The sequence below is a fragment of the [Clostridium] aerotolerans DSM 5434 genome (genome assembly GCF_000687555.1).
In the GTDB taxonomy this organism is placed as follows: domain Bacteria; phylum Bacillota; class Clostridia; order Lachnospirales; family Lachnospiraceae; genus Lacrimispora; species Lacrimispora aerotolerans.
Genome location: NZ_JHWJ01000007.1, coordinates 1 through 25186 on the forward strand (window position 1 = coordinate 1; position 25186 = coordinate 25186).

Annotated in this window: 24 protein-coding genes and 1 tRNA gene; 6 read left to right on the forward strand and 19 right to left on the reverse strand. The window is 41.5% G+C overall.

Features of this window, described 5'->3' with window-relative positions:
- Positions 1-1175: collagen-like domain-containing protein (locus tag T546_RS25705; RefSeq protein WP_207641316.1), on the forward strand; the 1175-nt coding region annotated here is incomplete at its 5' end.
- Between the two features lie 35 nt (positions 1176-1210).
- Here T546_RS25705 and T546_RS0110990 read toward each other — a convergent pair.
- A complete protein-coding gene (locus tag T546_RS0110990; protein WP_026891659.1) occupies positions 1211-4960 on the reverse strand; it encodes a phosphoribosylformylglycinamidine synthase in 3750 nt (1249 codons plus the stop codon).
- A 254-nt stretch (positions 4961-5214) separates the two neighbouring features.
- On the opposite strand from T546_RS0110990, the gene T546_RS0110995 reads away from it, so the two are divergent.
- Complete coding sequence (locus tag T546_RS0110995; RefSeq protein ID WP_026891660.1) at positions 5215-5532, forward strand: hypothetical protein; 318 nt, start codon at positions 5215-5217, stop codon at positions 5530-5532.
- Positions 5533-5644: 112 nt separating this feature from the next.
- Here the strand turns inward: T546_RS0110995 and T546_RS0111000 are convergent, their stop codons facing one another.
- A complete protein-coding gene (locus T546_RS0111000; protein WP_026891661.1) occupies positions 5645-6253 on the reverse strand; it encodes a histidine phosphatase family protein in 609 nt (202 codons plus the stop codon).
- The gene (locus tag T546_RS0111005; RefSeq protein ID WP_242842226.1) at positions 6250-6873 is read right to left on the reverse strand and encodes a sigma-70 domain-containing protein; all 624 of its coding nucleotides are present in this window, start codon (positions 6871-6873) and stop codon (positions 6250-6252) included. The genes T546_RS0111000 and T546_RS0111005 overlap by 4 nt, the downstream gene beginning before the upstream one ends.
- 112 nt (positions 6874-6985) lie before the next feature.
- Between T546_RS0111005 and T546_RS0111010 the strand changes: the two genes are divergently transcribed.
- A complete protein-coding gene (locus T546_RS0111010) occupies positions 6986-7861 on the forward strand; it encodes a LysR family transcriptional regulator (RefSeq protein ID WP_026891663.1) in 876 nt (291 codons plus the stop codon).
- 41 nt (positions 7862-7902) lie between these two features.
- Here T546_RS0111010 and T546_RS0111015 read toward each other — a convergent pair whose 3' ends face one another.
- The 3 genes from T546_RS0111015 to T546_RS0111025 form a co-directional block, all read right to left on the reverse strand.
- Positions 7903-8421 (reverse strand): GNAT family N-acetyltransferase, encoded by a 519-nt coding sequence (locus tag T546_RS0111015; protein ID WP_034599040.1) that lies wholly within the window; start codon positions 8419-8421, stop codon positions 7903-7905.
- Positions 8390-10798: an ATP-dependent DNA helicase gene (locus T546_RS0111020; protein ID WP_026891665.1), complete on the reverse strand. Its 2409-nt coding sequence runs from the start codon at positions 10796-10798 to the stop codon at positions 8390-8392. The genes T546_RS0111015 and T546_RS0111020 overlap by 32 nt, the downstream gene beginning before the upstream one ends.
- 104 nt (positions 10799-10902) lie before the next feature.
- Positions 10903-11145: an HPr family phosphocarrier protein gene (locus T546_RS0111025; RefSeq protein WP_024838282.1), complete on the reverse strand. Its 243-nt coding sequence runs from the start codon at positions 11143-11145 to the stop codon at positions 10903-10905.
- A 441-nt stretch (positions 11146-11586) separates the two neighbouring features.
- Here T546_RS0111025 and T546_RS0111030 point away from each other — a divergent pair.
- A tRNA-Trp gene (locus T546_RS0111030) sits at positions 11587-11657 on the forward strand.
- Between the two features lie 79 nt (positions 11658-11736).
- On the opposite strand, the gene T546_RS0111035 is transcribed toward T546_RS0111030, so the two are convergent.
- From T546_RS0111035 to T546_RS0111065, 6 genes are all read right to left on the reverse strand, one after another.
- Positions 11737-12294, reverse strand: coding sequence for a tyrosine-type recombinase/integrase (locus T546_RS0111035; RefSeq protein ID WP_084326349.1), 558 nt, complete (start codon positions 12292-12294; stop codon positions 11737-11739).
- A 385-nt stretch (positions 12295-12679) separates the two neighbouring features.
- Positions 12680-12907, reverse strand: coding sequence for a hypothetical protein (locus tag T546_RS0111045; RefSeq protein WP_026891668.1), 228 nt, complete (start codon positions 12905-12907; stop codon positions 12680-12682).
- A 149-nt stretch (positions 12908-13056) separates the two neighbouring features.
- Entirely contained in the window at positions 13057-13254 is a 198-nt protein-coding gene (locus T546_RS25550; protein ID WP_026891669.1) for a hypothetical protein, read from the reverse strand.
- Positions 13254-14090 carry a hypothetical protein gene (locus T546_RS0111055; RefSeq protein ID WP_156951324.1) on the reverse strand — a complete coding sequence of 279 codons (837 nt, stop codon included), beginning with the start codon at positions 14088-14090 and terminating at the stop codon, positions 13254-13256. The genes T546_RS25550 and T546_RS0111055 overlap by 1 nt, the downstream gene beginning before the upstream one ends.
- Positions 14091-14755: 665 nt before the next feature.
- Positions 14756-14884, reverse strand: coding sequence for a hypothetical protein (locus tag T546_RS26115; RefSeq protein WP_278246305.1), 129 nt, complete (start codon positions 14882-14884; stop codon positions 14756-14758).
- A 27-nt stretch (positions 14885-14911) separates the two neighbouring features.
- On the reverse strand, positions 14912-15301 hold the full coding sequence (locus tag T546_RS0111065; protein ID WP_026891671.1) for a hypothetical protein: 390 nt from the start codon (positions 15299-15301) through the stop codon (positions 14912-14914).
- A gap of 420 nt (positions 15302-15721) precedes the next feature.
- Between T546_RS0111065 and T546_RS25330 the strand changes: the two genes are divergently transcribed.
- Both T546_RS25330 and T546_RS0111075 read left to right on the forward strand, forming a co-directional pair.
- Positions 15722-15898 carry a hypothetical protein gene (locus T546_RS25330; protein WP_156951325.1) on the forward strand — a complete coding sequence of 59 codons (177 nt, stop codon included), beginning with the start codon at positions 15722-15724 and terminating at the stop codon, positions 15896-15898.
- Positions 15899-16074: 176 nt separating this feature from the next.
- The gene (locus T546_RS0111075; protein WP_026891672.1) at positions 16075-16596 is read left to right on the forward strand and encodes a hypothetical protein; all 522 of its coding nucleotides are present in this window, start codon (positions 16075-16077) and stop codon (positions 16594-16596) included.
- Positions 16597-16619: 23 nt separating this feature from the next.
- On the opposite strand, the gene T546_RS0111080 is transcribed toward T546_RS0111075, so the two are convergent.
- From T546_RS0111080 to radA, 7 genes are all read right to left on the reverse strand, one after another.
- Entirely contained in the window at positions 16620-17735 is a 1116-nt protein-coding gene (locus T546_RS0111080) for an alpha/beta hydrolase family protein (RefSeq protein WP_026891673.1), read from the reverse strand.
- Positions 17736-17750: 15 nt separating this feature from the next.
- Complete coding sequence (locus tag T546_RS23385) at positions 17751-18524, reverse strand: response regulator transcription factor (protein ID WP_024838286.1); 774 nt, start codon at positions 18522-18524, stop codon at positions 17751-17753.
- Positions 18525-18547: 23 nt separating this feature from the next.
- Positions 18548-20278: a sensor histidine kinase gene (locus T546_RS0111090; RefSeq protein WP_026891674.1), complete on the reverse strand. Its 1731-nt coding sequence runs from the start codon at positions 20276-20278 to the stop codon at positions 18548-18550.
- A gap of 79 nt (positions 20279-20357) precedes the next feature.
- A complete protein-coding gene (locus tag T546_RS0111095) occupies positions 20358-21182 on the reverse strand; it encodes a carbohydrate ABC transporter permease (protein ID WP_026891675.1) in 825 nt (274 codons plus the stop codon).
- Entirely contained in the window at positions 21182-22036 is an 855-nt protein-coding gene (locus T546_RS0111100) for a carbohydrate ABC transporter permease (RefSeq protein ID WP_026891676.1), read from the reverse strand. The genes T546_RS0111095 and T546_RS0111100 overlap by 1 nt, the downstream gene beginning before the upstream one ends.
- A gap of 98 nt (positions 22037-22134) precedes the next feature.
- Positions 22135-23487, reverse strand: a complete 1353-nt coding sequence (locus tag T546_RS0111105; protein ID WP_026891677.1) for an ABC transporter substrate-binding protein — start codon at positions 23485-23487, stop codon at positions 22135-22137.
- Positions 23488-23775: 288 nt separating this feature from the next.
- Complete coding sequence (gene radA / locus T546_RS0111110; protein WP_026891678.1) at positions 23776-25167, reverse strand: DNA repair protein RadA; 1392 nt, start codon at positions 25165-25167, stop codon at positions 23776-23778.
- Positions 25168-25186 lie beyond the last annotated feature (19 nt).

The window sequence follows — 25186 nt, forward strand, 5'->3', positions numbered from 1 at the left end:
CTGGCGATACTGGGCCTACTGGACCTACCGGCGACACTGGACCTACTGGCAATACTGGGCCTACTGGACCTACCGGCGACACTGGCCCTACTGGTTATACTGGACCTACCGGCGACACTGGGCCTACTGGACCTACCGGTGATACTGGACTGACCGGACCTACCGGCTCTACCGGACCTACCGGTGATACTGGACTGACTGGACCTACCGGCTCTACCGGACCTACCGGCGACACTGGACCTTCTGGCGATACTGGGCCTACTGGACCTACCGGCGACACTGGACCTACTGGCAATACTGGGCCTACTGGACCTACCGGCGATACCGGGCCTACTGGCGATACCGGACCTACTGGCGATACTGGACCTACCGGCGCTACCGGGCCTACCGGCGCTACCGGCGATACCGGACCTACCGGCGACACTGGACCTACCGGCGCTACCGGGCCTACCGGCGCTACCGGACCTACCGGCGACACTGGACCTACCGGCGCTACCGGACCTACTGGCGACACTGGACCTACCGGCGCTACCGGGCCTACTGGTGATACCGGACCGACCGGTGACACTGGACCTACCGGCGATACTGGACCAGTCGCACCTGCATCTGCAGTCATTCCATTTTCAATTGTAAACAATGATGCTCAGTTAGTTACTACTGGTACCAATGGTGATCCTGAACAAATTCAGTTCGCGGGATTTAGCCGTAATTCTGAATATACTGTCACTATTGACCCAGGGAACTGGCCCTCCGGGATAATTAATTTTACTTTAGCGGAAGGGGGAAGCTTCAACTATGCAACCTCCTTTGTTATGCCGCGAGACGGAATTGTAAGAAATATCTATGTAATATTTGGCACAGAGCAAGACAACGCACTTGCAGAAGGAATTACTATGATTCCCTTTGCATGCCTTGCAGTGGCAAATCCAGACAATATAAATAATCAGATTTCATTCACTATAATACAAGATACAATTACTGATGCAGAACCATATGTTGGTCCAGCTTCCGGTACTCTCCCAAAATTTGCCATGAGAAGCGGATCCTTAACCAACTTAAATGTCCCCATCTCTGCAGGCACACTGGTTGCTATTGGCGTAGGCTGGAGAGGAGATGTGACTACCGGAGCACAATCTGGTGCTTTTTCAAGCTTTGGAGGCATCTATATAGAGTAAAAAATACCGCCGGTTTTTTTGCCGGCGGTACTCCTTTATTTGAAATATTTAACTCCGGATTCAAAGATCTTTAAATCCTGCTCTCCATAGATATTCATTGCCACAGCCTCACCTCTTCGCTCGGAGTGTGCCATCTTTCCAAGAATACGGCCATCTGGGCTTGTAATTCCCTCTATTGCCATAAATGAGCCATTGGGGTTCCAACTCTCATCCATAGTAGGGCAACCAGTTTCATCCACGTACTGAGTGGCAACCTGCCCATTTTTAAACAGCTTTAAAAGCCATTCACCTGTGGCTACAAAACGGCCTTCCCCATGGGAAGCCGGATTGCAGTACACCCCTCCCAATTCTGCTCCGGAAAGCCATGGGGATTTATTGCTTACAACCTTTGTATATACCATTTTAGAAATGTGGCGTCCAATGGTGTTCGTAGTAAGGGTAGGTGAATCCTCTCTTTGCTCCACAATCGCTCCTTCCGGCACCAGACCAAGCTTTATGAGTGCCTGGAATCCATTGCAGACTCCTAACATTAATCCGTCTCTTTCATTGAGAAGCTTGTTGATTTCCTCTTTGATCAGCTCATTGCGGAATACAGCTGCGAAAAATTTAGCGGAACCATCTGGTTCGTCACCTGCTGAAAAACCGCCTGGGAACATAACAATCTGGGAGTTCTTAATCTCATTTCGGTAAAGCTCCACTGACTCCCTGATATCCTCAGCGCTTAAGTTTTTAAAAACTCTTGTTGTAACATTGGCACCGGCATTTACAAATGCTTTTGTACTGTCGTATTCACAATTGGTGCCAGGGAAAACAGGAATGAACACATTAGGCTTTGCCACCTTATTCTTACATACGTAAATATTGTCGCCTTTAAAAATCGTCTCCTGGACTTTAGTCTTTTTTGCTCCTGAATCAGTAGGGAATACTTCCTCTAACGTTTCTGTCCATGATTTTATAGCTTCACTCATAGAAATAGTTACATCTCCATAAGCAAATGCTTCCTGTTCTGTAACTTCGCCCAACAGAGTATGGGAAAAGCCCAGTTCAGATATTTTATCTCCCGGTACCTCACAGACGATATTTCCCCAGCCGGCTGCGAAGAAATCCTCAGGATCAACTGTTTCTTCTATGGTTACTCCAAGTCTGTTACCAAAAGCCATCTTGCTGACCGCTTCACAAATTCCGTGGCCTTCCACTGCATAAGCCGATACAACCCGTCCAGCTAAAATATCCCCAAAAATCGCCTCGTATCCTTCCATGATCTGACTGTAATCTGGTAAGTCGTAGGAATCCTTCTTAATGGTAAATAATACGAGTTTGTTTCCTGCCTTTTTAAGCTCCGGTGTGATGATATGCTTCTGGCTTGCAATGTCCACAGCAAAGGAAACAAGAGTGGGAGGAACATCAATATCCTGGAAAGTACCAGACATACTGTCCTTTCCGCCAATGGAAGGAAGAGAGAATCCCATCTGTGCATGGTAAGCACCAAGAAGAGCTGCAAATGGCTGGCTCCAGCGAGTGCCTTCCTCTGACATTCTTCTGAAATATTCCTGGAAGGTAAAACGGATCTTTTTATAATCTCCGCCTGCTGCCACGATCTTGGCAACAGAGGATAACACTGCATAAATTGCACCGTGATAAGGACTCCAGCTTGATAAATAAGGATCAAATCCATAGCTCATCATGGTAACGGTATCTGTTGTGCCCTGAAGCAGAGGAAGCTTTGCTACCATACACTGTGTTTCCGTCATCTGGTATTTGCCGCCAAAGGGCATAAATACGCTTCCCGCACCAATGGAGCCGTCAAACATTTCCACCAGACCTTTTTGAGAGCATACATTTAAATCAGAAAGCACTTGAAGCCAGGATTTCTTTACATCGGCTATCTCTTTCTTTTCAAATACATTTCCAGCTTTATCCGGCACTTCCAAAATCACAGATGCTTCCTGGTGGGCACCGTTTGTATCCAGGAATGCCCGGCAGATATCAACGATAGTCTTACCTCTCCAGCTCATGACCAGACGCTTTTCTTCCGTCACTTCAGCAACGACTACTGCTTCTAAATTCTCTTCTGCTGCAAAGGAAAGGAACTTATCCCGGTCCTTGGGATCAATGACAACGGCCATACGCTCCTGAGATTCGGATATGGCTATTTCCGTTCCGTCAAGTCCTGCGTATTTTTTCGGTACCATATCAAGATCGATTTTTAATCCATCAGCCAGCTCTCCAATGGCAACGGAAACTCCGCCTGCACCAAAGTCATTGCACTTCTTTATAAGCTTGCTGACCTCTTCTCTGCGGAAAAGACGCTGAATCTTTCTCTCGGTAGGCGCATTTCCCTTCTGCACCTCAGCCCCGCAGGTCTCAATAGAAGCTTCGGTATGGACCTTAGAGGAACCAGTGGCACCACCACAGCCATCACGGCCGGTACGGCCTCCAAGGAGGATAATTATATCTCCTGGATCTGAAGTCTCACGGATCACATTGGCCCTTTTGGCTGCTCCCATAACGGCGCCGATTTCCATTCTCTTAGCTACGTAATCCGGATGATAGATCTCTTTTACATACCCGGTGGCAAGACCAATCTGATTTCCATAGGAGCTATAGCCCTTAGCTGCCCCGGTTACAATCTTTCTCTGGGGAAGCTTTCCTTTTAAGGTTTCATGAAGAGGCTTTGTAGGATCGGCCGCTCCAGTCACGCGCATGGCCTGATAAACGTAGGTACGTCCGGAAAGAGGATCGCGGATGGCTCCTCCAAGGCAAGTGGCTGCGCCGCCAAAAGGTTCAATCTCGGTCGGGTGGTTATGGGTTTCATTTTTAAAGTTTACAAGCCATTCCTCTTCCACTCCGTCTACGAGAACAGGAACCACGATGCTGCAGGCATTGATCTCTTCCGATACCTCAAGATCCTCAAGCTTGCCTTCCTTGCGGAGCTTTCTCATCGCCATGAGAGCGAGATCCATCAGACAAACGTATTTGTCACTTTTTCCTTTAAAGACCTCTTCCCGGTCTGCCAGATACTGATGATACGTATCCTCCATCGGTTTTCTGTAATCTCCGTCTGTAAAGGATACGTCTTTTAACTCCGTCTGGAAGGTGGTATGACGGCAGTGATCGGACCAGTACGTATCCAGAACACGGATTTCTGTCATGGTCGGATCCCTGTGCTCATCTTCTTTATAATAATTCTGGATATGGAGAAAATCCTGAAATGTCATAGCAAGGTTCAGGCCTTCATACAAATCCTTACATTCATTCTCTGTTAATTCCTTAAATCCTTCAAATACCAAAACATCCTCTGGAGTCTCAAACACGGTAACCAGAGTCTCAGGCTTTGTCTCATCTGCTTCTCTGGAATCTACGGGATTAATACAAAAGGATTTTAATTCTGTAATCTGATCCTCAGTAAAGGACCCGGAAATTACATAAGTAACTGCGGACTTAATCACAGGCTCTTCGTCTTCCTTTAAAAGCTTAATGCACTGCTCTGCAGAGTCTGCTCTTTGATCGAACTGTCCTGGCAAATACTCCACAGAAAAGACCAGATCATCTTTCTCGGCTGGGAACTCCTCCAAATAGTACTCGTCCACAGGTGGCTCGGAAAAAATGGTAGTAAGAGCCAATCCATAGATTTCATCAGACAGATTCTCCATATCATAACGGATCAAAACCCGCACTCCTTTCACACCGGAAATGCCAAGATAGCTTTTGATCTCTTCATTCAATTCGTTGGCTTTCACAGCATAGGCTGGTTTTTTCTCCACGTATACTCTTCTTACACTCATAATTTCCTCCTTGTAAAAATCCATATGGTCCATTGATACCATCATCATACCATACTACATATCAATTAGTGAAATTAATATATCTTATGTTATTAATCAGTATAATTAATATAAAATGATCTTCTTTTTTAATTTGTATTATTCCCAGGATTGCATTCGACATTTTTCCATATTTTTTACAAAAATACTTGAAAGTTTAATTAAAGTACAATATAGTAGTAAAGGATTTTTTTACTAAAGGAGCGCAACATAATATGGATCTTGATCAACAACTAAAAAATTTATCCCAGAAATATTTATTCGAAGACAGCCAGTTTAAAACAGATGAGCAAATACCAAGCCTGGAGGTATGCTTAACACTGCAGGAAACTCATATTGACCGATTCATTGAGAAAGCTGGACAGCTTAACTCTATTATTGAATCCTGTGCCAATATGGTCAGTATCTTTGACACAGACGTATCAAAGGATTATCTGATGCAGACCTCTATACGCTGCGGCAAGAGCAACCATCTCTACATCCGCACCGCACCCTCCATGCTGAATATTCTGGTGGAAACACTGTTTGATTAAGGATCGATATTCTTCACATAACGTGAGACGGGTCCCATGGAAACAGGGGAAGCTGACCGGTCAATGTACCGGCCTGCTTCCCCTGTTTGTTTTATTAAGCCATGTGACCGTTTTATTTAAGATGCGAGCTTTCATTACGTTCCAGCAAATAAAATTCCTCTGTCAAAGGATCAAACGAGATGGTTGTAATGCTGGCGTTTTCTACGATTTTATGATCCTCTCCTGGTTGATAGCCCATTAGATAGGAATAGAGATGGCCAAGTGTAGCTCCGTGAGACACAATTGCCACATCCTCACTACCACCCGTAATCTCTCTTATGGTTTTCCATGCCTCGGTACAACGGTTTCTTATGGATGTAAGCGTTTCACCGTCTGGCGGTGAGGCTTCCTGGGGATTCATGGTCCAGCGCTTTAATTCCTCCGGAAACTGGTTTCCAATCTCAGCCCACGTAAGGCCTTCCCATTTGCCAAATTCCACCTCCACAAGGGGTCTCATAGAACACAGCTCTACCTTTTGCCTCTTGGCAATCATCTCTGCTGTTTCGGCCGCGCGGACCAGAGGGCTTGTAAAAATCTTGGTTATTGGCCTTTGATCCATGGCTTCAGCCAGTTTCTGTGCCTGGATGCGTCCGGTTTCATTTAAAGGAATGTCATGGCTTCCCTGAATCTTTCCCGCTATATTCCAATCCGTCTGTCCATGGCGTATGAGATAAAGCTTCATTCGTAGTCCTCGTCCTCTTGTTCGATGAAATCAAACCCCTCTGCTTCTGAAAGAGCATCCAGGTCCATATTTTCTGCATTCAGGCTCATGGCCTCTATGGCCATCTTCATGATTCCATGGATCTCATCCACTGTCATCTTCATCTTATCTGCCAGCTCTTCTATGGTAGCTTCCCGTCCCAGCTCTTTTGCAAGGGCTTGTGAAACTGTCTGGAGTACGTTGACTCTTGCAGCCAGTTCTTCCCCTGTCTGCTCCGCGGATATTTCCTCATCAACGGCTGCCTGAAGATATTCTTTCATCATATCAGCTGCAAAATGGTCAAATTCATCCTTAACCGGAGCTCCGGCATACTGATCCACTGCCATCATGAATGCCATGTTCGCTTCCTGTACCAGGTCCGTAAGAAGCACTCCCTTACCATCATATTCTTTGGCAAAGGAAAGAGCTGTTTTTAAATTTCCTTCTACAAGCCGTTTCTTTGCCTCATTTTTGCCTTCCTTTATATCATGTAAAAGCAGCTCAGTCTCCTCTTTTGTACAGGGACTGATGTCTCCCATTTCTTCTAAATACATCTGGTAAAAATCATCATGCATATGTTTTTTCGCTCCTTTTTCGTTCATTCCTGATACCTGTGCCCGTTACTATACCGCACCCCAGGAAATTTGTCAAATTCCTTTACAAACCAATCAAATTCGTGATAGAATGTCCTTATACTTATAAGGAGGACTAATGATGGATATTAATTTTGAACTTTATAAAGTCTTTTACCATGTAGCTGCTACCTTAAGCTTTTCCGAAGCCTCCAAGCAGCTATTCATTTCCCAGTCAGCAGTCAGCCAGTCCATCAAGGTTCTTGAGAAAAAGCTGAATCAGACTCTTTTTATCCGAAGCACAAAAAAAGTCCAGCTTACCCCGGAAGGTGAAATTCTTTTAAAGCATATAGAACCTGCCATCAACCTGATTCAAAAGGGAGAAAACCAGCTTTTGGAAGCCAATACTCTAAATGGCGGCCAGCTGCGCATCGGTGCCAGCGATACCATATGCCGTTACTATCTGGTTCCCTATTTAAACCGATTTCATAAGGAATTTCCAAATGTGCATATCAAGGTAACAAATCAGACCTCCATTGAATGCGCTCACCTTTTGGAAAATGGACAGGTAGATTTTATTATTACTAATTATCCAAACTCAGGTCTCTCCAACGCTCAGAATGTTCGTGTCATTAATGAATTTTCCGATGTATTCGTTGCCAATGAAGAATACTTTCCATTAAAAGGAGAAGAAGTAAGCTTACAGACGCTTCAAACTTATCCTATTTTAATGCTGGACCGAAAGAGTACCACCAGCGAGTTTCTCCATCATATGTTTCAAAAGGAGCAGCTGGATCTGGTTCCTGAAATTGAACTAAGCAGTAATGATCTTTTAATTGATCTGGCCCGCATCGGCCTTGGCATTGCCTTTGTTCCTGATTTCTGCATTCCGGAACATGACAAGGATTTATTTCAGGTGAAGCTCACGGAAAAGCTTCCTATCCGCCAGATGGTTGTTGCCTATAATGAAAGTATTCCCGTTTCTCAGGCCACCAGACAATTTATGGACATGCTTTAATTTGACCACCAAAAACCTGCCTTCCATGTGAATGGCAGGTTTTACTCATTTTTAGCCACATAAGCCATATGATAAACCTTCCACATCTCATTTTGGAACAAGAAGCCTTCCTCCTCGGCACTTTCCACCGCAAATCCCACCTTTTCATAGCAGCGTTTCGCACCAGGATTATTATCAAATACCTTTAGGGTAAGCTTTTTCATTCCAAGAATCTCTACGCCATATCGAACAGCCAGAGAGACCATCTCATAGCCTAACCCCTTTCCTCTTAAGCTTGGGTCCACTACAATATATCCCATATGGATTCTTTCCGCCTCATAGTCTGCCCTTAACATGGAAAAGCTGCCAACTGGTGTCCCTGCCTCATCAATGGCGGTAAAGCCCCAGGACAGCAGATCATTTTCAAATCCTTCATAATATTCCTTCATCTGCTCCTCAGTCAGAGGAAAGGTAAAACGGTCCCTGCACCACAGCCGCATCATGTACTCATTGTCAAACCATGACACCAGGTATCTGCCATCTTCTTTTTTACTTGGGCGAAGTCTCAATGTCCTCTTCATATTCATTCTCTCCTTTTTTGTCCCGCTGGCACCAGAATTCTTTTACTACATTCCCTACATTTTTAAGACGGACCTCATAGTATCCATCCCACTCTCTTGGGAAAAGAGCCTGATAATCAGGCCTTAAAAACCTTTCATCTAACAGAGCTATGATTCCTTCATCCTCCACAGTCCGAATCACTCTTCCTGCTGCCTGCATGACTTTATTCATTCCGGGATACTGATAGGCATAATCAAAGCCGTTTTGTTCCTTTTCATCAAAATATCCTTTTAATATCTCCTGCTCCGTACAGACCATGGGCAGACCGGTTCCTACAATGACGGCACCGATTAACTGGTCAGCCCTTAAATCAATTCCTTCCGAAAAAACTCCTCCCATCACGCAGAGAGCTACAAGGGACCGCTCCCTGTCCTTTGAAAACTCCTGGAGAAACTGTTCCCGTTCCTCTTCATTCATGCTGGAAGCCTGAGATAAAAATGTAAAACCCAGATTATCGAGAGAAGTCTCCCAAAGAACTTCTTCCACCTCTTTTAAATATTGATAGGAAGGCAGAAATACCATATAGTTTCCCTTTTTTTCTGAAACAATGGCCTTTAAGTAATCTGCCACCTTCTGATACTCTCTTTTATTTCTTCTTGTATAACGGCTGCTGACATCTCCTGCAACCATCAATAGCCTTTTTCCCGGATCAAAGGGAGAATGGGCATATACCGCATATTCTTCCTGGTCTCCGCTTAAAAGTTCTTTATAATAGGAAACAGGAAGCAGCGTAGCTGAAAAAAATACCGTTCCATTTCCTTTATTCAGGCACTCCTTTAAGTTTTTGGAAGGATTTACGCAAAACAGACGAAGCATAAACCGGCCATCGTTTAAAAGCTCTGTATAAATACGGTAATTCTCATCCAGACGTTCGTAGATATTTATAAAGTCCCTGAGAGCAAAATAAAAATCCAGGACCAGATCACGGTCTTTAAAATCCTGATGAACCTCCATAAACTTCTCCATCTCCCCAAACAGAGATAAGATTCCGGTAACAAAGAACCGTATATCTTCCAGAATCCGAAAGCTCTCGCATTCCCGTTTCATTTCAAGAAGCTCTTTGTTGCAGCGGTCTAAAAGCCTTGCAAGCTTTGGATCCATGGTTTTAATGATCTTTTTCACAAGCAGGAAATCTTCCTTATAGAGTATGGCACTGTACATATCTCTGGCTCTTGGCACCAGATTGTGTGCCTCATCCACCAAAAACAGGTATTCCCCGGAAACCCCTTCGGAAAAATACCGTTTCAGCTTTACGTTGGGATCAAATACATAATTATAATCACAGATAATGGAATCCGTCCAACTGCTGATATCAAGACAGAATTCAAAAGGACATACCTGATGCTTTTTGGCATAAGCTAAAACGATTTCTCTGGTAATTCCGCTCTCTTTATGAAGGATATCATAAACCGCATCTCCTACCCGGTCAAAATGACCCTTTGCATAAGAACAAGCATCCGGATTGCATTCCGGTGTCTCTAAAAAACAGAGCTTATCTTTTGCGGTTATGGTTACCGTATTGAGAAAGAGTCCCTGCTCTCTCAAGAGTTCAAAGGCTTCTTCTGCCACACTTCTTGTAATGGTCTTAGCCGTCAGATAAAACAGCTTATCCCCAAGTCCCTCTCCCATGGCTCTTATGGCCGGATAAATGGTTGAAAGGGTCTTTCCGATCCCGGTAGGTGCCTGTATGAATAAATTCCTCTTTCTTAATATACTTCGGTACACAGACACCACCAGCTCCTTTTGACCGGAGCGGTAAGGAAATGGGAAAGAGAGCTCCCCGATGGATTCATCCCTTCTTACCTCATGAATGTATAAATATCTGGCCCATTTGACATATTCGTGAATCAGTCCCTGAAACCAGGTCTCCAGTTCCTCAAATGTCTTATCCACCTGAAACCGGCGTATTTCCTCTGTCTCCAGATTGCAGTATGTCATCTGTATGACAGCACCGGGAAGCTTGTGGTCAAAGCAGTAAAAATAGCCATAGCACATGGCCTGGGCCAAGTGAACCGGGAATGGCTCGTCCAGATAGGATAAATCCATATACATTCCCTTGATCTCATCTATGGTAACACCCTCAGGCTTTTCTATGATTCCGTCGGCCCTGCCCTCAATTAGAATCTGAAACTGGTCCTGGTCTACCGTATGCTTTAATGATACCTCAGGACGGTAATCCGGTCCCATGCGCCGCTGAATCTTTCTGTGAATCCTGCTGCCTTCCTGCATGGCCATCTTTTCAGCTGCAGACGTTCTGCGGTTATCAATGTCACCGGACCGCAGTACGTACTCAACAAGATTTCTTACTGATATTTTTATGATTTTGTTATCTGACATATTTCTCCATTCCTTTTAGGGGTGAGAGTCTGGCTTCACAGACATACACAAAAAAAGGAAACTGTATGCCCCCTGGCTTACAATTCCCTTTATAGATTGTTTGCTTATGCTGCGGAACACTTCTCCGGAGCCTTCTCCTTTAAAAATGCTTCAAAATCTGCATCTTCCCCATGGAGTTCCACGGTCAACACCTGCGTTAAATCCAGGCTTAAAACTCCTAATATAGACTTCGCGTCAATGGTCACTCTATTGTAATATACGTCTATGTCGAATTTACATTTTGCAGCAGCGGTAACAAACTTTTTTGCCTCAGCAACGGTAGGCAGCATGATCTTATACTGTTTCATAATCAAAACTCCTTTTAAAATAAAGAAAAAGTCACTAATTACTTATATCATGATTGACACGATTTGTCAAATTATGCTCCGGACTTGATCCTATCTTCTTTTTTGTGCATATTTCGCAGTGGCCGCACTTCATATGCAGGAATTTCGATACATCTTTCTGCTGAGGTTCCTTTTATATAGGGAATCATTGTCTTATTCTTATTCAATTATTTCAAGCTTATGTTATGGAACTGTTATTTCTTTAAAATGTGAAATAATGGAGCATAACGGATCAGTTAAAAATAAACCTTAAAATCTTAAAGTCGATTTAATTTTACCACAATCGGATTCCCTTTAATAGTAGAATAAATTTTTTATTTTATTCGAAAAAATGGTTGCAATTTAAAAACTTCTATGCTATACTTTCTAGGTGCTCGGGTGAGGGCACAAAAAGCTTACCAAAGGGGAATAGTTCAATGGTAGAGCAACGGTCTCCAAAACCGTAAATGGGGGTTCGAGCCCCTCTTCCCCTGCTCGTAGAGTCTCAGAATTCTTGATATAATCAAGATTTTGAGGCTTTTTATTTTTTAGGAATGTGCCCAGATGTGCCCATTAGAATGCACTCTGAATCATACTCAACGTTTCTTCCTTTGGAAGTGGATTATAAATATATCCTAAAGTTGTTTGTGCGTCGGTATGACCTAGTAAAGCTCTGATTTCATCAGTCGGAGCTCCACTTGCGTCTAGTTTGCTAGCAAATGTCTTTCTTATCTTGTGTGTTGATTTGTTGGATATTTCAGCCTTCTTACATGCCCACCTAAGTGCATTGCTTATATTATTAGTATTTAGATGGTCACAGCCTTTTTTGAAAATATAATCACTACTAACATTCTTATTGTCTCGTATTCTTATTACATTTTCTAATATATCAAGTGCTTTTGGAATAATATATATATATCTGCTCGTATAAGTTTTTGTATGATCCTCTATTACCCATTTGTAACTAATAGTACCATCATCTAATCTTTCCCTTATATGAACCTCTTCCCTCTCAACAGAAAGATAACGTTCTCTCATATTAACATTTTCCCATTTTAACGCAACCAATTCTCCAACTCTGAGCTCTGAGACCACAGTATAAGTTAAATAGTATTGCAAGATAAGATTCATTCTGATTCGTATTATACATTTCCTGACACATAGCTATTAGTTTATCGATATCGTCACCAACAAAAACCTGTGTTTCTGGTGACTTTTTTGAAATCTGCCTACACTTAACCGATATTTTTATTGCGGCCCATGGATTAGTCTTAATTAAATTTTTTCTATAAGTATAATCCCAAATACCTCCGATTATCACTTTGACGTTTTGCCACTCTTTACGCGTCATATTGTTATCTTTTATAAGACTGTTTGCCCACGACTCTAAATCTAAAGTAGTTAGTGTTTTCATGTTTTTATTACAGATTGTAGAGTTAATACAATATCGCCTCCAATGATTGGTGTGCCTATATATTGTGTTCTCTGAATTTGTAATAGATTTTTTATACGGTAATCACTTCTCATACATGTCGTTCATTGTTAAATTTTCTTCGTCGGTTATTCCATAATGTTCAGCCAATTTTAATAAAAGCTCATTTTCTGTATTTCCTTTAACCTTTTTTCTACCACTTTGCTTTTCATTGTCTTCAACGTGAGTTTGCCACCTTGGATCTTTTGCGTTCTCTGATGGCGGAGTTATCTTATACTTATGAATTTCTTTAACCTCTTCTATCATTTTCATATTAACTTGTCACTCATATACTCTTTGCCTCCGCTTATTATTTTAGCCTTCCTATTGCATAATAAAAAGCGCTGTCTATAAGACAACGCTCTTATTCTTTCGCTATATTAAATCAGTACAGTATAATTGATAATTACAGAAAAATGGATTTATTTATTATCCTTGATATACTTTATAATTAATTCTGAAACTACAATTACAATTAACACAAATATAATTCGCCAACTATTATCTTTAATAATATTTACCCATTTAGCATGGGTAGTAACTTTATCTGCTATTAACATTCCACAAATAATTAAAATATAGCCTAAGTTTGAAATAATCTTATTTAATAATGTTTTCATTAATTTTTATAGTCCTGTGCATAGGAAGTTGTTGTAACTATTTGAACAACCGTAGCTCGATTGCTATCTGTGTAAAAGGTTCGATTTGTTCGTTCTACTGCTTTTTGTTGCACTGCCGCATTAGGTATTTCAGTCCATCTGAAACTTACCACCTCATTATAATATGTCTTTTTTGCGTTCATTTGAACAATATAATTAACAATAACTGATGTTGCGGTTACTGCTATTTTTGCTCTTTTATCGATATTTGAAAATTTAACAATAGCATTAATTACGGCCGAGACTGACATAGAGGTTGTTCCAGTTATAGCTTTTGTCTTTTTAAATGTTCCCCATTCAACGAAAGTATTACTAACAGGATATCCACTCCATGTTCCATTTAGTTGTATTAAACGATTTGTAGATTCTTCTATTTTATCCTCGTTCAAATCTAGTTTATCTACAGTAGTTTTTCCATTTTCGTTGATTGTAGTTGTAACAACATTATTTTTTACAACTACAGTTTCAGTACGAACTAATATTTCTTTACCGGCCTTTATATTATAAACTTTTGAGTTTGCATATGTAAGATCATTATTAGCTTCCCCATACACTTTGTAATTCATACCATTTTCATCATAAGTATAAACTAGCTTTTTTAATCTATCAGTTGCCTGTCTATTTACACTGTTTGAATTACTTGATTCAAGCAGTCCTTCTACACTACCTACTTCGTATCTTATATTTTTTCTTACGATGTTATCAGTTTCCGTCTGCGCAAATGAGCTAATAGTTGATGTCAACATAATACTCATCATTAATAAAACCGATGTAATTCTTTTTAGCAAATTATTCATTTTTACCCTCCCAAGATTATTATTGTAATTTTGCATACTATGGCTAATTATCCTTAACACTTTCACCTCCTTATATCGTCAACTAACCTTTTTTTAGTATGCTTTCTTATAACATACATCTTAGTTCAACTCAACCCATATGCCAATTTTGTACATGTTGAATTCCAAATTTTGCATTATTAAAATCTCAAATCTATAAAATGTACTTTTCATTTACTCATAAATCGTCCATGAGATTGATTGTTTTATTGATTAAATTTCAAAACAAAAGAACTATCAGCTCAACATCAATAGTTCGTAGTTCGTAAGAAATATTATGAAATTGGATTTCAGCAACAATCTAGATTCTTATTATGCTTTTGCAATTATACTTTCTTAATTCTACTAAATAAGGCAACTGTTTATGTATTATTTTATCAAATCAAGAAGCTATATACCGATTTAAAAGTTGGTACATAGCTTCTTAATTAATTTTCCTATTTAAGTTTAGAAGGTCTGTAAATAAAGAAATATCATTTGATGTCATAACATTGTCACATTCATCTTAGAATTTCATTACTATTACGAAAAATAAATTTACCTATCTATTAACGCATCTATTACATTGTCTTTTTTAGAGAGATACCAAGAAAGACAATACTCTAAATCCATTAAACATTGGCTAGCTATCTGGTGAAATCCACACTTTTTTTGCTGGTTGGATTGCTTTTCCATAAGATATTAACTTTAACCTTTCTAGAAACTGGATAAACCAGAGGTTTTGTTACATCGTTGTTGCCAATGTTTAAGCTCATTTAAAATCTCCATTATCAATATATTAATTAGTTATTAATTGTAACAGTTCTCGTTATAGTGTTATATGGAGAACTATCAGAAGTAACACTAACTTTAAATGTATGACTACCTGATGTAACAGGCCCACAGTCATAATAGCGGTCAAAACCAATTGGCGTGCCAGCATTAATTGAATCGTACCAAAATTCCTTTGTCTTAGCACCATCGTATGTGGCAACTGATCTACCATGACCTATTGTTCTTACTACAACATATACATGACCATTCATAGAATCTAGAGCAGGACTTCCAAAGTTACTATTCCAAACTCCTTTTTCTATAATACTCACGCTTGAGACCGGCGCCGCAAAGGCAGTCATTGAAAATGCCATAAAAATAGAAATCGTGATTAATAATGTTGATATTACTCTTTTCATATACTTTTTCCTCTCTCTCATACAGTAGAATTAATATCCTTACTTGCCCCCTAAACTCATATATACATTACCATAATTATCCATTTAATTCAAGTATCGGCGTAGGCCACTAATCCGTATTTTTTTAATTAACCCTTATGAAATCTTGTTTTCATATAAAATAGAAGCAATCAGTTATGCACTTACTGATTGCTTACTTTTTAAATTATTTATCGTTTAAAGAAATATTTATGTATGAGAGATAAAAGGATATGTTAAAAACAATCCTATGAACTTAATTAAAAGGATGAAAAAGGAGTCCGTAAAAGAATACAAGACGTTCACTTTTGAAGAAGTTCAAAAACTGATAAGGAATGCACGTCCGAAATGGCTAGGGGATTAAATTTTGCCAGCATATCACACGGGAATGAGGAGGTGTGAATGTTATGGTCTACATTGGGAGAGATTGATTTTAATGAAAAATTGATTATGGTTGTAAGGAGCGTAACTGCAACGCAGCCAAACGAAAGACTGATTACTGAGCCTACCTCCTTATTTTACTATGTTTTTGTGCCCAACCGTATATTCGAGCCCCTCTTCCCCTGCTATATTGCCTAGAAATCTTATGAAAGATTTTTAGGCTTTTTTGTTGTTTAAACAAGAAAAAGGTATGCCTGCTGCTTCTATGACCACTTTCATTTACATCATTTTCCCACTATGCTATAATAATTATGAACCATTCACTTTAACGATAGAATTGGTCAAATATTTTATAAAGAAATGGAGTGATAACAATGACTGTGATTATATTAGCAGTTGGCATACCGCTTACATTGGCATTAATTCTTTTTACGATTAAAATGGGCAAGATGGTTTTTCATTCTCCGATTGTCGCATCAAACTTGACAAAGGGCCAGATCATCCATCTTGAACAGGGCAGCTATTCCCTTTGGGGCGAATCGAAGGCTTACAAGACGAACCGCTTAATGGTAGAAAATCCCGTTCTTATAGGACCAGACTCCAGGAAGGTTCCCATGAGAGCCGGTATCACCGGCAGCAACTCCGTATCACTTAGCGGGGTAAGCCGTAGTATATTATATACGTTTTCCGTTCCCTCCGGGGATTATGTTTTTGATCTGGAAAACAGGCCTTATTCACCACTACCATTACCATCTTTTAGTACGCATGCAAAAGTATCTTATTTGATCCGGGAAAAAGTACCGGTTTTGTGTTACTTCGGTTTCAGTATAGGGCTCTCCAGTTCCATTGTAAGCTTAATTTTTACTGTAGTACTTGCAGTGATTTCAAAAGCGTGAATAAGCATCCCATTTTACTTCGCTTACATATGGAGGTCAGCAAAGTCCATGTAACAATTCCAATCATACTCATCCATATCGTGATTTCCTGTCTTATAATGGTGTCCGATATTTCCTTCGTGTACAGGCTGTTCCGGCAAGGGCCGTTTCTTCTGCCCGATTCCCTTCTTTCCAAAAAGCTCATAAACCAGACTGGCCTGTATACAGGATTCAAACTGCCCTTCCGGGTCAGCCCAGCTGTCAAAGGTCTTTGCTGAGGTATAAATTAACCTTGGTGCAATGAGACCAAGAAGCATATGCTGGTCAAACGGAAGGGTTTCCTCTTTATCTATATATTTTTGATAGTTCTTACAGAACCAGTAGGGGAATCGTTTGACAATATCTCCGATTTTTTCTCCCTTTGCTCCTCTTGATAAGGCATCTCCGCTGTTTCCGGCACAGCTGCTTACTGCCATGGCAAAGCGCTCATCCTGGGCCGTTCCCCAAAGGGCTGTTTTTCCGCCTCTGGAGTGCCCGACCAAGGCTACCCGCTTCTCATCAATCAAAGGTTCCATCTCAAAATAGTCCATAATGCGGCTAGCCGCCCAGGCCCAGGCTGTGATAGCTCCCCAGGCATCGTCTGGTCTTTCTTCCACATATTCCGGGAACAGCCTGGAAAAGCCTGTGGTAAAGCCCTCATCATAGTCCGGTGATACCTCCTGGGTACGGAATGCTGCACAGGCGTATCCTCTGGAAATAATGGTTTCTGCCGGATAAAAGGAGCTTAGGAAATGCCTGGCTGGATCGCTGTCTTTAATTCCTCTGTTGCAGACAGTAACAAAAGCAGGTACCGGGCCCTTTGCTTCTGCTGGAATAAATGCTACAAATGTAAAGCTAAAATGAATGCCTTTTCTGACCGCTTCCACTTCCACTGTATTTCTGATTGCACGTCCCTGCATGATTTCATCTGATCTTCTGGAATCCGCCACCCGGATCTTAATTTCAACCTCGCTCATGTCAGGCAGGAATCCATATTCTTCCTGGCGAAACAGATTAAGAAGCTCAGGTCTGCGCTTTTTGAGCCAAGTTTCCTGATCCCCGACCTCTGTCCCGTCAAGGCAGGTTAATATGGAGGGGATATTTCTCTTGTTTTCTATCATGACTCTTCCCCTCTCTTATTTGCTGTATTGCTTAATATCGCTTGGTGCAAAACCAAAACATTTCTTAAATACCTGAAAGAAGTATGAGTAATCACTGTAGCCCAGCATACGTGATACTTCGTTAACTCTGTTCTGGGGATTTTTAAGCAGTATTTTGGCATTGATCATTTTTACCATGGTAACATAATTGGAGAACCCTACTCCGGTTTCTTTTTTAAAGCACTTGCTGAAATAAGATGTAGAAATCAACAATTCTTCGCAGATGTCTGATAATGAAATATTGCGCTGAATGTTCCTTTCCACATAATCGATTGCATTAAAAACCAGTTTGGAGTATTCCTCTCTGTTAGAACGAATAGATTGTACTTTACCTTCCAAGGAATCCGTCTCCTCCTCTTCTTCTCTTTCTTTGTTTCTGGAAAGCGTGTCCACCGCCTTCTTTAAAGCCTGCTCCAGTTCATCTGTCATAATCGGTTTTAAGAGAAAATCACTGACACCATACCGGATGGCCTTTTGTGCATACTCAAAATGGCTGTAACCGGAAATTATGATGAACTGGGTATCCTGCTTTTGCTGATTTAATTTTTCAATAATATCAAGGCCGTTAAATCCCGGCATCTGGATATCAATGATTACGATATCCGGACATTCTTTGTGAATCAGTTCCAGGCCGGCAATTCCATCGTAAGCCACTCCGGTAACTTCACATTGGAAGTTTTCCCAGTGAGTCGAACGCGCAATTGCTGTCACTGCTATCTTATTGTCATCTACGATTACTACTGAATACATAATGTCACTCCTTTTTCGGACACTCAGGGCAGAGGAAATTCAAGCCGTACCTCTGTGTAATGAAGATATTCCGATTCTATATACACGCCGTACTCCGGACCATACATAAGCTGAATCCGGTCATGAACATTTTTAATACCAATCCGTTTTCTTTCTCCGTCCGCATGAATGGTGGATAACAGCTTATCAGGCGGTATCCCCTCTCCGTCATCCCATATTTTAATGATCAGACGATCTTTTTCATGATAGGCAGAGATACGAATGGTACAAATGCCTATCTTCGGCTCCATGCCATGAACCAGAGAATTTTCAATGATAGGCTGTAAAATACAGCTTGGTATCATAATATCCAGCAGACTTTCATCCACATCCCACTGAATATTCAGCCTGTCAGGATAAATATTGCTATAAAGCTCCAGATAATTTTCTGCGTATTCAATTTCCATGCTTACGCTGCAGGTAGGCTGTGTGCGGTTAATGTTACCTCTGAAAAATTTGGATAGATAACATATCAGCCTGCTGACCTCTTCGTCTCCATTGATTTGAGCAATGCCATTGATGGATTGGAGGACATTGAACAGGAAATGTGGATTGACCTGAGCCTGGAGTTCATGGTATTTGAATTCCAACAGCATGTATTCATTCTGCTGCTGAATTTCCTTTGCTTTCACCACCTCTGCCATAAGAGTTTCGATTCTGCCCGCCATCTCATGGATATGATCGGATAGAACATCCATTTGATCACCGCTGGAAAAGGAGGTGGCTTCCATATCAAATTTTCCCTTTGATATCTGACTGATGTTACGGAGCAATATCTCCAGATTCCTTGCCATATTTCCAAACATGAGCCAGAGAAATATAATAATAAGAACAAATAAAAGAAGTCCCACCGCAGATATAAAGTAAAGAAGATCAGAAAATGTTCTGTATTTTTCCGTCAAATCAACCTCATGAGAGATCCGCAGCCGGCTCCTGTTAATAAAGTACTCCGCATACAGGTAGTCATGCTTGTTATTCTTTTTCTGGTTTTCCTGACCGGCGACTTCATTGGTGGAGAATAGAAGTGCTTCATTTCTGTCATATAGTGTGAAGTTCCCTATTCGATTGCTGTCTATGTTAGAAAATATTTCTTTCAAGGAGCCATTCTGTACTTCTGCTATGACACAGCCGCAGAATTTCATACTCCCCTGATCAAACAAATACCGCATGAGAATGATTCCATTTTCATTAGGACTGCTTGTCCATACCGTATTTCCGGGCTGGTCAGCCAGATTTCCCAGATTCTTAAAATAAAGATTTCTCACGTCCTCATCTTTTGGTCTTTCTTCCCCAATCCTGGAATCCCGGTAAACGATATAAATGTTGTTGGCAGGATCCACGATGGCGACCCAGTTAATGTCATAATTGGCACTGAGCATTTCTTCTAATTGCTTCCGGATCCTCTGGGTGAGAAATGGAACCTCTGTCGTTTCAGAACCAACCATCTGATTTAAAAGCGGGCCAAACCGTTCATTAGTGGCTGACAATGGGATGGTGTCCTCCACCAATTCCTTTAACGATATATCAATGTTACGGCATATCTGCTCTGTTAAGGTATCCGACTGATTGGTCAGCTCTGTCTTAAACCAGTTGCTGCTGACCTTGTAAATACAGACCAGGGCTCCCAGAAATGTTACACCTAACAGCATGGTGACCGCAATCATTTTAAAATACAGAGTTTTTCTGAAATGAATTTTTTTATCGGCGGGTCTCATCAGCCACCTCCTGTTTTTTCCAACTATATCAACTCATAATGAGAATGTCAACGACAGAAAGCGACTGATTATGGCAATATCAGCCCTTAACCGCACCGGAGGTAATTCCTCCGATAATATACTTCTGAAGCATAAGGTAAAGAAGTAATATAGGTATAATGGAGAGAATAAATAATGCAAAGGCCAGACCCAGTTCTATGCTGTTCTCTCCAAAGAAGAAATACTGGGTCAGTGGGATGTTCCGCACCTGTTTTTGCTGAAGCAGTGTCAGAGACATCTGGAAATCATTCCATACATTCAGTGAATTTAAAATAACAGATGTCAGTATGATTGGCTTCATCAGCGGAAATACAATGCGGAAAAATGTGGAATAAATGCCAGCTCCGTCTATGGAAGCCGCTTCCTCCAGTTCCTTGGGGATGCTTTTAACAAAACCTGATACTAAAAGTACGGTAAATGCAATTTGAAAACCAACCTTCGCCATGATAAACCCATGAAGGGTATTTAACAGCTTCCATTTTGTCATGTCGATATAGAGTGGGGTCATAATCGACTGAAATGGAATAATCATAGCTCCTACAAACAGATAATAGATTCCGTTGTAGAACTTGTTGTTTTTTCTGGCAATGATATAAGCTGCCATGGTACAGAACAGGGTGATAAGCACAACCGATACGACTGTGGTCACAAGGCTGTTCTTAAGAGCCAGGCCGAAATTGGAGGTTTCTATGGCCCGTGTAAAGTTATCCCAGTGGATGATTTTGGGGAATGCCAGGCGGTTGGCAACCATCTCTGGTTTTGATTTGACGGAATAAATAATTGCAATGTAAAAGGGACTGACAACCAAAAGAGTAATTGCAATTTTTAATATAAGAGTCAAGCTTTTCTTTAATGTCCGGTTCATTAGATCTCCACCTCCCTGGCTCTTAAATTCTTTGATACCAATGTGCTGACAATGAAAATAGCTATGGTAAATACCACTGCAATTGCCTGTCCGTAGCCAGCTTTAAAATAAGTAAATAAGTTGTTGTAAATTAACATTGCCACAGTTTCAGAAGCTCTTCCCGGTCCTCCCCCTGTCGCTGCCATTGGGTAATCAAACACCTTCATACCCCAGGCCAGAAGCAGGGTGAAGTTTGCGGTAACTGCCGGTGCAATCATTGGGAATGTGATCGCTTTGAACTTCTGCCATGAAGTGGCGCCTTCCAGCTCTGCTGCCTCATAATAATCTTTGGATACGCCCTGAATCGCCGCAATATAAACGACCATACAGTAACCGGCATCTCTCCATATAGAGATAACAGAGAGTCCGATCATGACCCAGACCCTGCTTCCAAGGGGACTTGGAATCCCAAACACATTAAAAAACACATCACTGTATACATATCTCCAGATATAGGAAGATAATACAAGGCTAAGACAATAAGGTACAAAAATACAAGTCCTGAGTAAGTTATTTACTTTTGATTTTTTCGATATCATCAGGGCAAAAAGCAAACCAAAAAGGTTAGAAAACACCATTGTAACTGCTGTAAAGATCAGTGTATTTTTTATGGCATTTAATACATTGGCATCCTGAAAAATACGGATATAATTGCTTAGGCCCACATATTTTTTAACCGGACTCATTCCATCCCATTTCGTAAAGGAGATCGGGAACCCCTGAAGAAACGGATAGACCACGAATATTGAGAATATAATCAGTGCCGGCAGTACAAAGGTAAATTCCTGCAGCCGCTTTTTCGTTTTCTGGTTCATTCATGCCTCCAATATGCTGAAAAAATAAAGTCAGGGTTTTATATAGCTTAAGCTACCTGCCACCCTGACTTCGTGAGTTATATCATTACTTCATAAAATTACTGCCTGATGGATGCGATTTCATAATCAATGTCCTGAAGTAATTTTGCTACGTCACGCTGGCTGTCGTCCAAAGTGACAAATTCCTGAAGTTTGGTGCGGAATGCAGTGGAATACTCAGAGGTATAATCTGGCACCAGACTCTTGGAAACGATCATATCGTTATCGATATATGATTTGATTTCCTTAATAAAGTCATCTGCATCATCGGTTGAAACGGTTACATTGCTGGTCATTAATTTAGCAGTATTCATCCAGGTCTTTGAGCTTTCTTCACTGGCAAAATAATTTAACAATGTCATAACCGCTTCTTTTTGCTTTGTCTGGGAAGATACTACGAATACATCATCAATACCAACCCATAATTTATTGTCCTGAGCATTGTTTGACCATGGAGTCGGGAACATTCCGAATTCGCCATCCGGGCTTGCTGCCATAACATCTCCCATAAGCCAGCCGCCGTTCATGTACATTGGTCTCTGACCTGCTGCAAAGTTCTGAATACCCTGTGTCTGATCTACAGCTGCATCCCCTGCATCTTTGTAGGAAGCGAATTTAGAGAACATTTCCATTGCTTCTTTTACAGTTGCATTGTCAGAAAGCTCTTTCTTGCCTTCCTGAGAATCTCTCCATACACTTTCATTTCCGGTGGAAGCTGCCATGCTTGTAAAGAAGGAATCAAGCTCATGGAATACTCCGTGAATGAAGTTGTAAGGATGTACAAATGGTTTAATACCTTTATCATTAAATGTGTCAGCTACTTTAAAGAACTCGTCCTTAGTCTTTGGAGCCTCTAATCCAGCTTCTTTAAACATCTTCTTGTTGTAGAAGGTTGCCTTTACCTGAGCATCGATAGGGAATCCGTAAACTCCGCCGTCAACGGTACATTCATCAGCTAACATTGGAAGTACATTCTTCATGCAGTCTTCGTCCTTTAAATCCATAAAGTAACCGCCATCAACGAATTCTTTCATTGTCTGAGGCTTACCAAACATAATATCCGGTGCTTCGCCTGCAGCGATGTAGTTTTTATAAGTTGCGATATAAGAGGAAGATGCTACCACCTCTACATCAACTTTAATTCCTGGGTTTGCTGCCTCAAATCCTGCAATCATGGCATCCAGAGCATCTCTTTTTGCCTGCTCTCCCATGTAGTGAACCAGACGAATGGTAACCTCTTCTCCACTGGCTGCCTTTGTTGTCTCGCCTTTGTTCTCAGCTTCCTTTGTCTCCTGACTTGTAGTCTCCCCTACGGTTTCTGTCTTACTTCCTGAGGAGCAGCCTGTTGCTGTTGCTGCCAAAAGACCAGCTAGCAAGAGGGCCGAAGCACGCTTAAAATACTTTTTTTTCATTTTACTTCCTCCTTAAATTTAGGTTCGTAATACTACCTCCTAAACATTTTAGCAAACGAAAGCGCATGGTCATATATTATTTTTTTGCTGTATTATTATTTTTCTTGTCTTTTTTGCGCAGTCAAGGCATAATACCACAATATATTCTCATTATTGTCTATCAATTATTCCTTTTATCGGTTTATATTGTTAAGAAACGTTAAAAAACCTGAAACGATTCAGGCTATGTTCCTTTCACTATCAAAGGTCATAAACATAGTCTCAACCATTTCAGGTTTTCTTAACCTGTCAGTCAGACAATCCTATAATTGCATCTCTTACGTTACGAGCACCAACCAGGCGGATTCCAGGAACGGGTCCCATCTTTTCCATGCATATTTCCGGAAGGATGCAGGTCTTAAATCCCAGCTTCTTTGCCTCGTTCACCCTTTGCTGGGCCATGGAAACAGCACGAACCTCTCCAGATAACCCAACTTCACCAAAGATTATGGTTTTTGAATCCACCGCCCGGTCCTTCATACTGGAGACGATGGCCATGAGTATCGCAAGGTCAAGGGCCGGTTCGTTCATCCGAAGTCCACCGGTAATATTGACATAAGCGTCAAAATGGGAAAGGTCATAGTGGCATCTTTTCTCAAGGACTGCCATCAATAAGTTTACCCGGTTATAATCCGTACCAGCCGCCGTACGCCTTGGCATACCAAAAGCCGTTGGCGTAATGAGTGCCTGAACCTCCAACAGCATGGGCCTTGTCCCCTCCATGGAACAGGCTACCACAGCGCCAGAAGCCTCCTCCGGCCTTCCGCTCAACATATACTCCGAGGGATTTGCCACCTCAGCTAGGCCGCTTTCCACCATTTCAAATACTCCGATTTCATTGGTAGAACCAAACCTGTTCTTAACACCACGGATGATCCGGTAGGAAGCACTTCTTTCTCCCTCGAAATAAAGCACCGTATCCACCATATGCTCCAGCACTCTGGGACCGGCCACTACTCCCTCTTTCGTTACATGTCCTACGATGAAAACGGCAATTCCTGAACCCTTTGCGATCTGTAACAGGATATTGGTGGATTCTCTTACCTGGCTGACACTTCCTGGTGCAGAAGAAACCTCTTCCCGAAACATTGTCTGTATGGAATCAATGATGACTACATCCGGCTTTTCCTCCTGTATGACGCCTTCAATCAGTTCCAGGCTGGTCTCACAGAGGAACAAAAGATCACCGGTTATTTCTCCGATACGATTGGCCCTTAGCTTAATCTGCTTTAAGGATTCCTCTCCTGATATGTAAAGCACCTTTTGTCCGGAAGCGGCAAGGTTACGGCAGACCTGGAGCAAAAGGGTGGATTTCCCGATTCCCGGGTCTCCTCCTACCAGCACCAGAGAGCCTTTTACAACACCGCCCCCAAGAACCCGGTCCAGTTCCTCGTAACCAGTCTTCATACGATCCTGCTCATCAAGATGAATGTCTGAGAGCCTGCTGGGCTTCGCCTTTGCTCCTTTGATGACGCCATCTCCTCCAGAACCAATTCCTCGTTTGGAAACAGGCTCTTTTTTACCCACCGGCTCCTCTACAAATGTATTCCACTCCTTGCAGCCAGGGCACTGGCCCAGCCACTTTGCAGATTCATATCCACATTCCTTACAAAAGAATGCAGTTGCCTTTGCTTTTGCCATCTGCTTCCTCCTTAAAAAA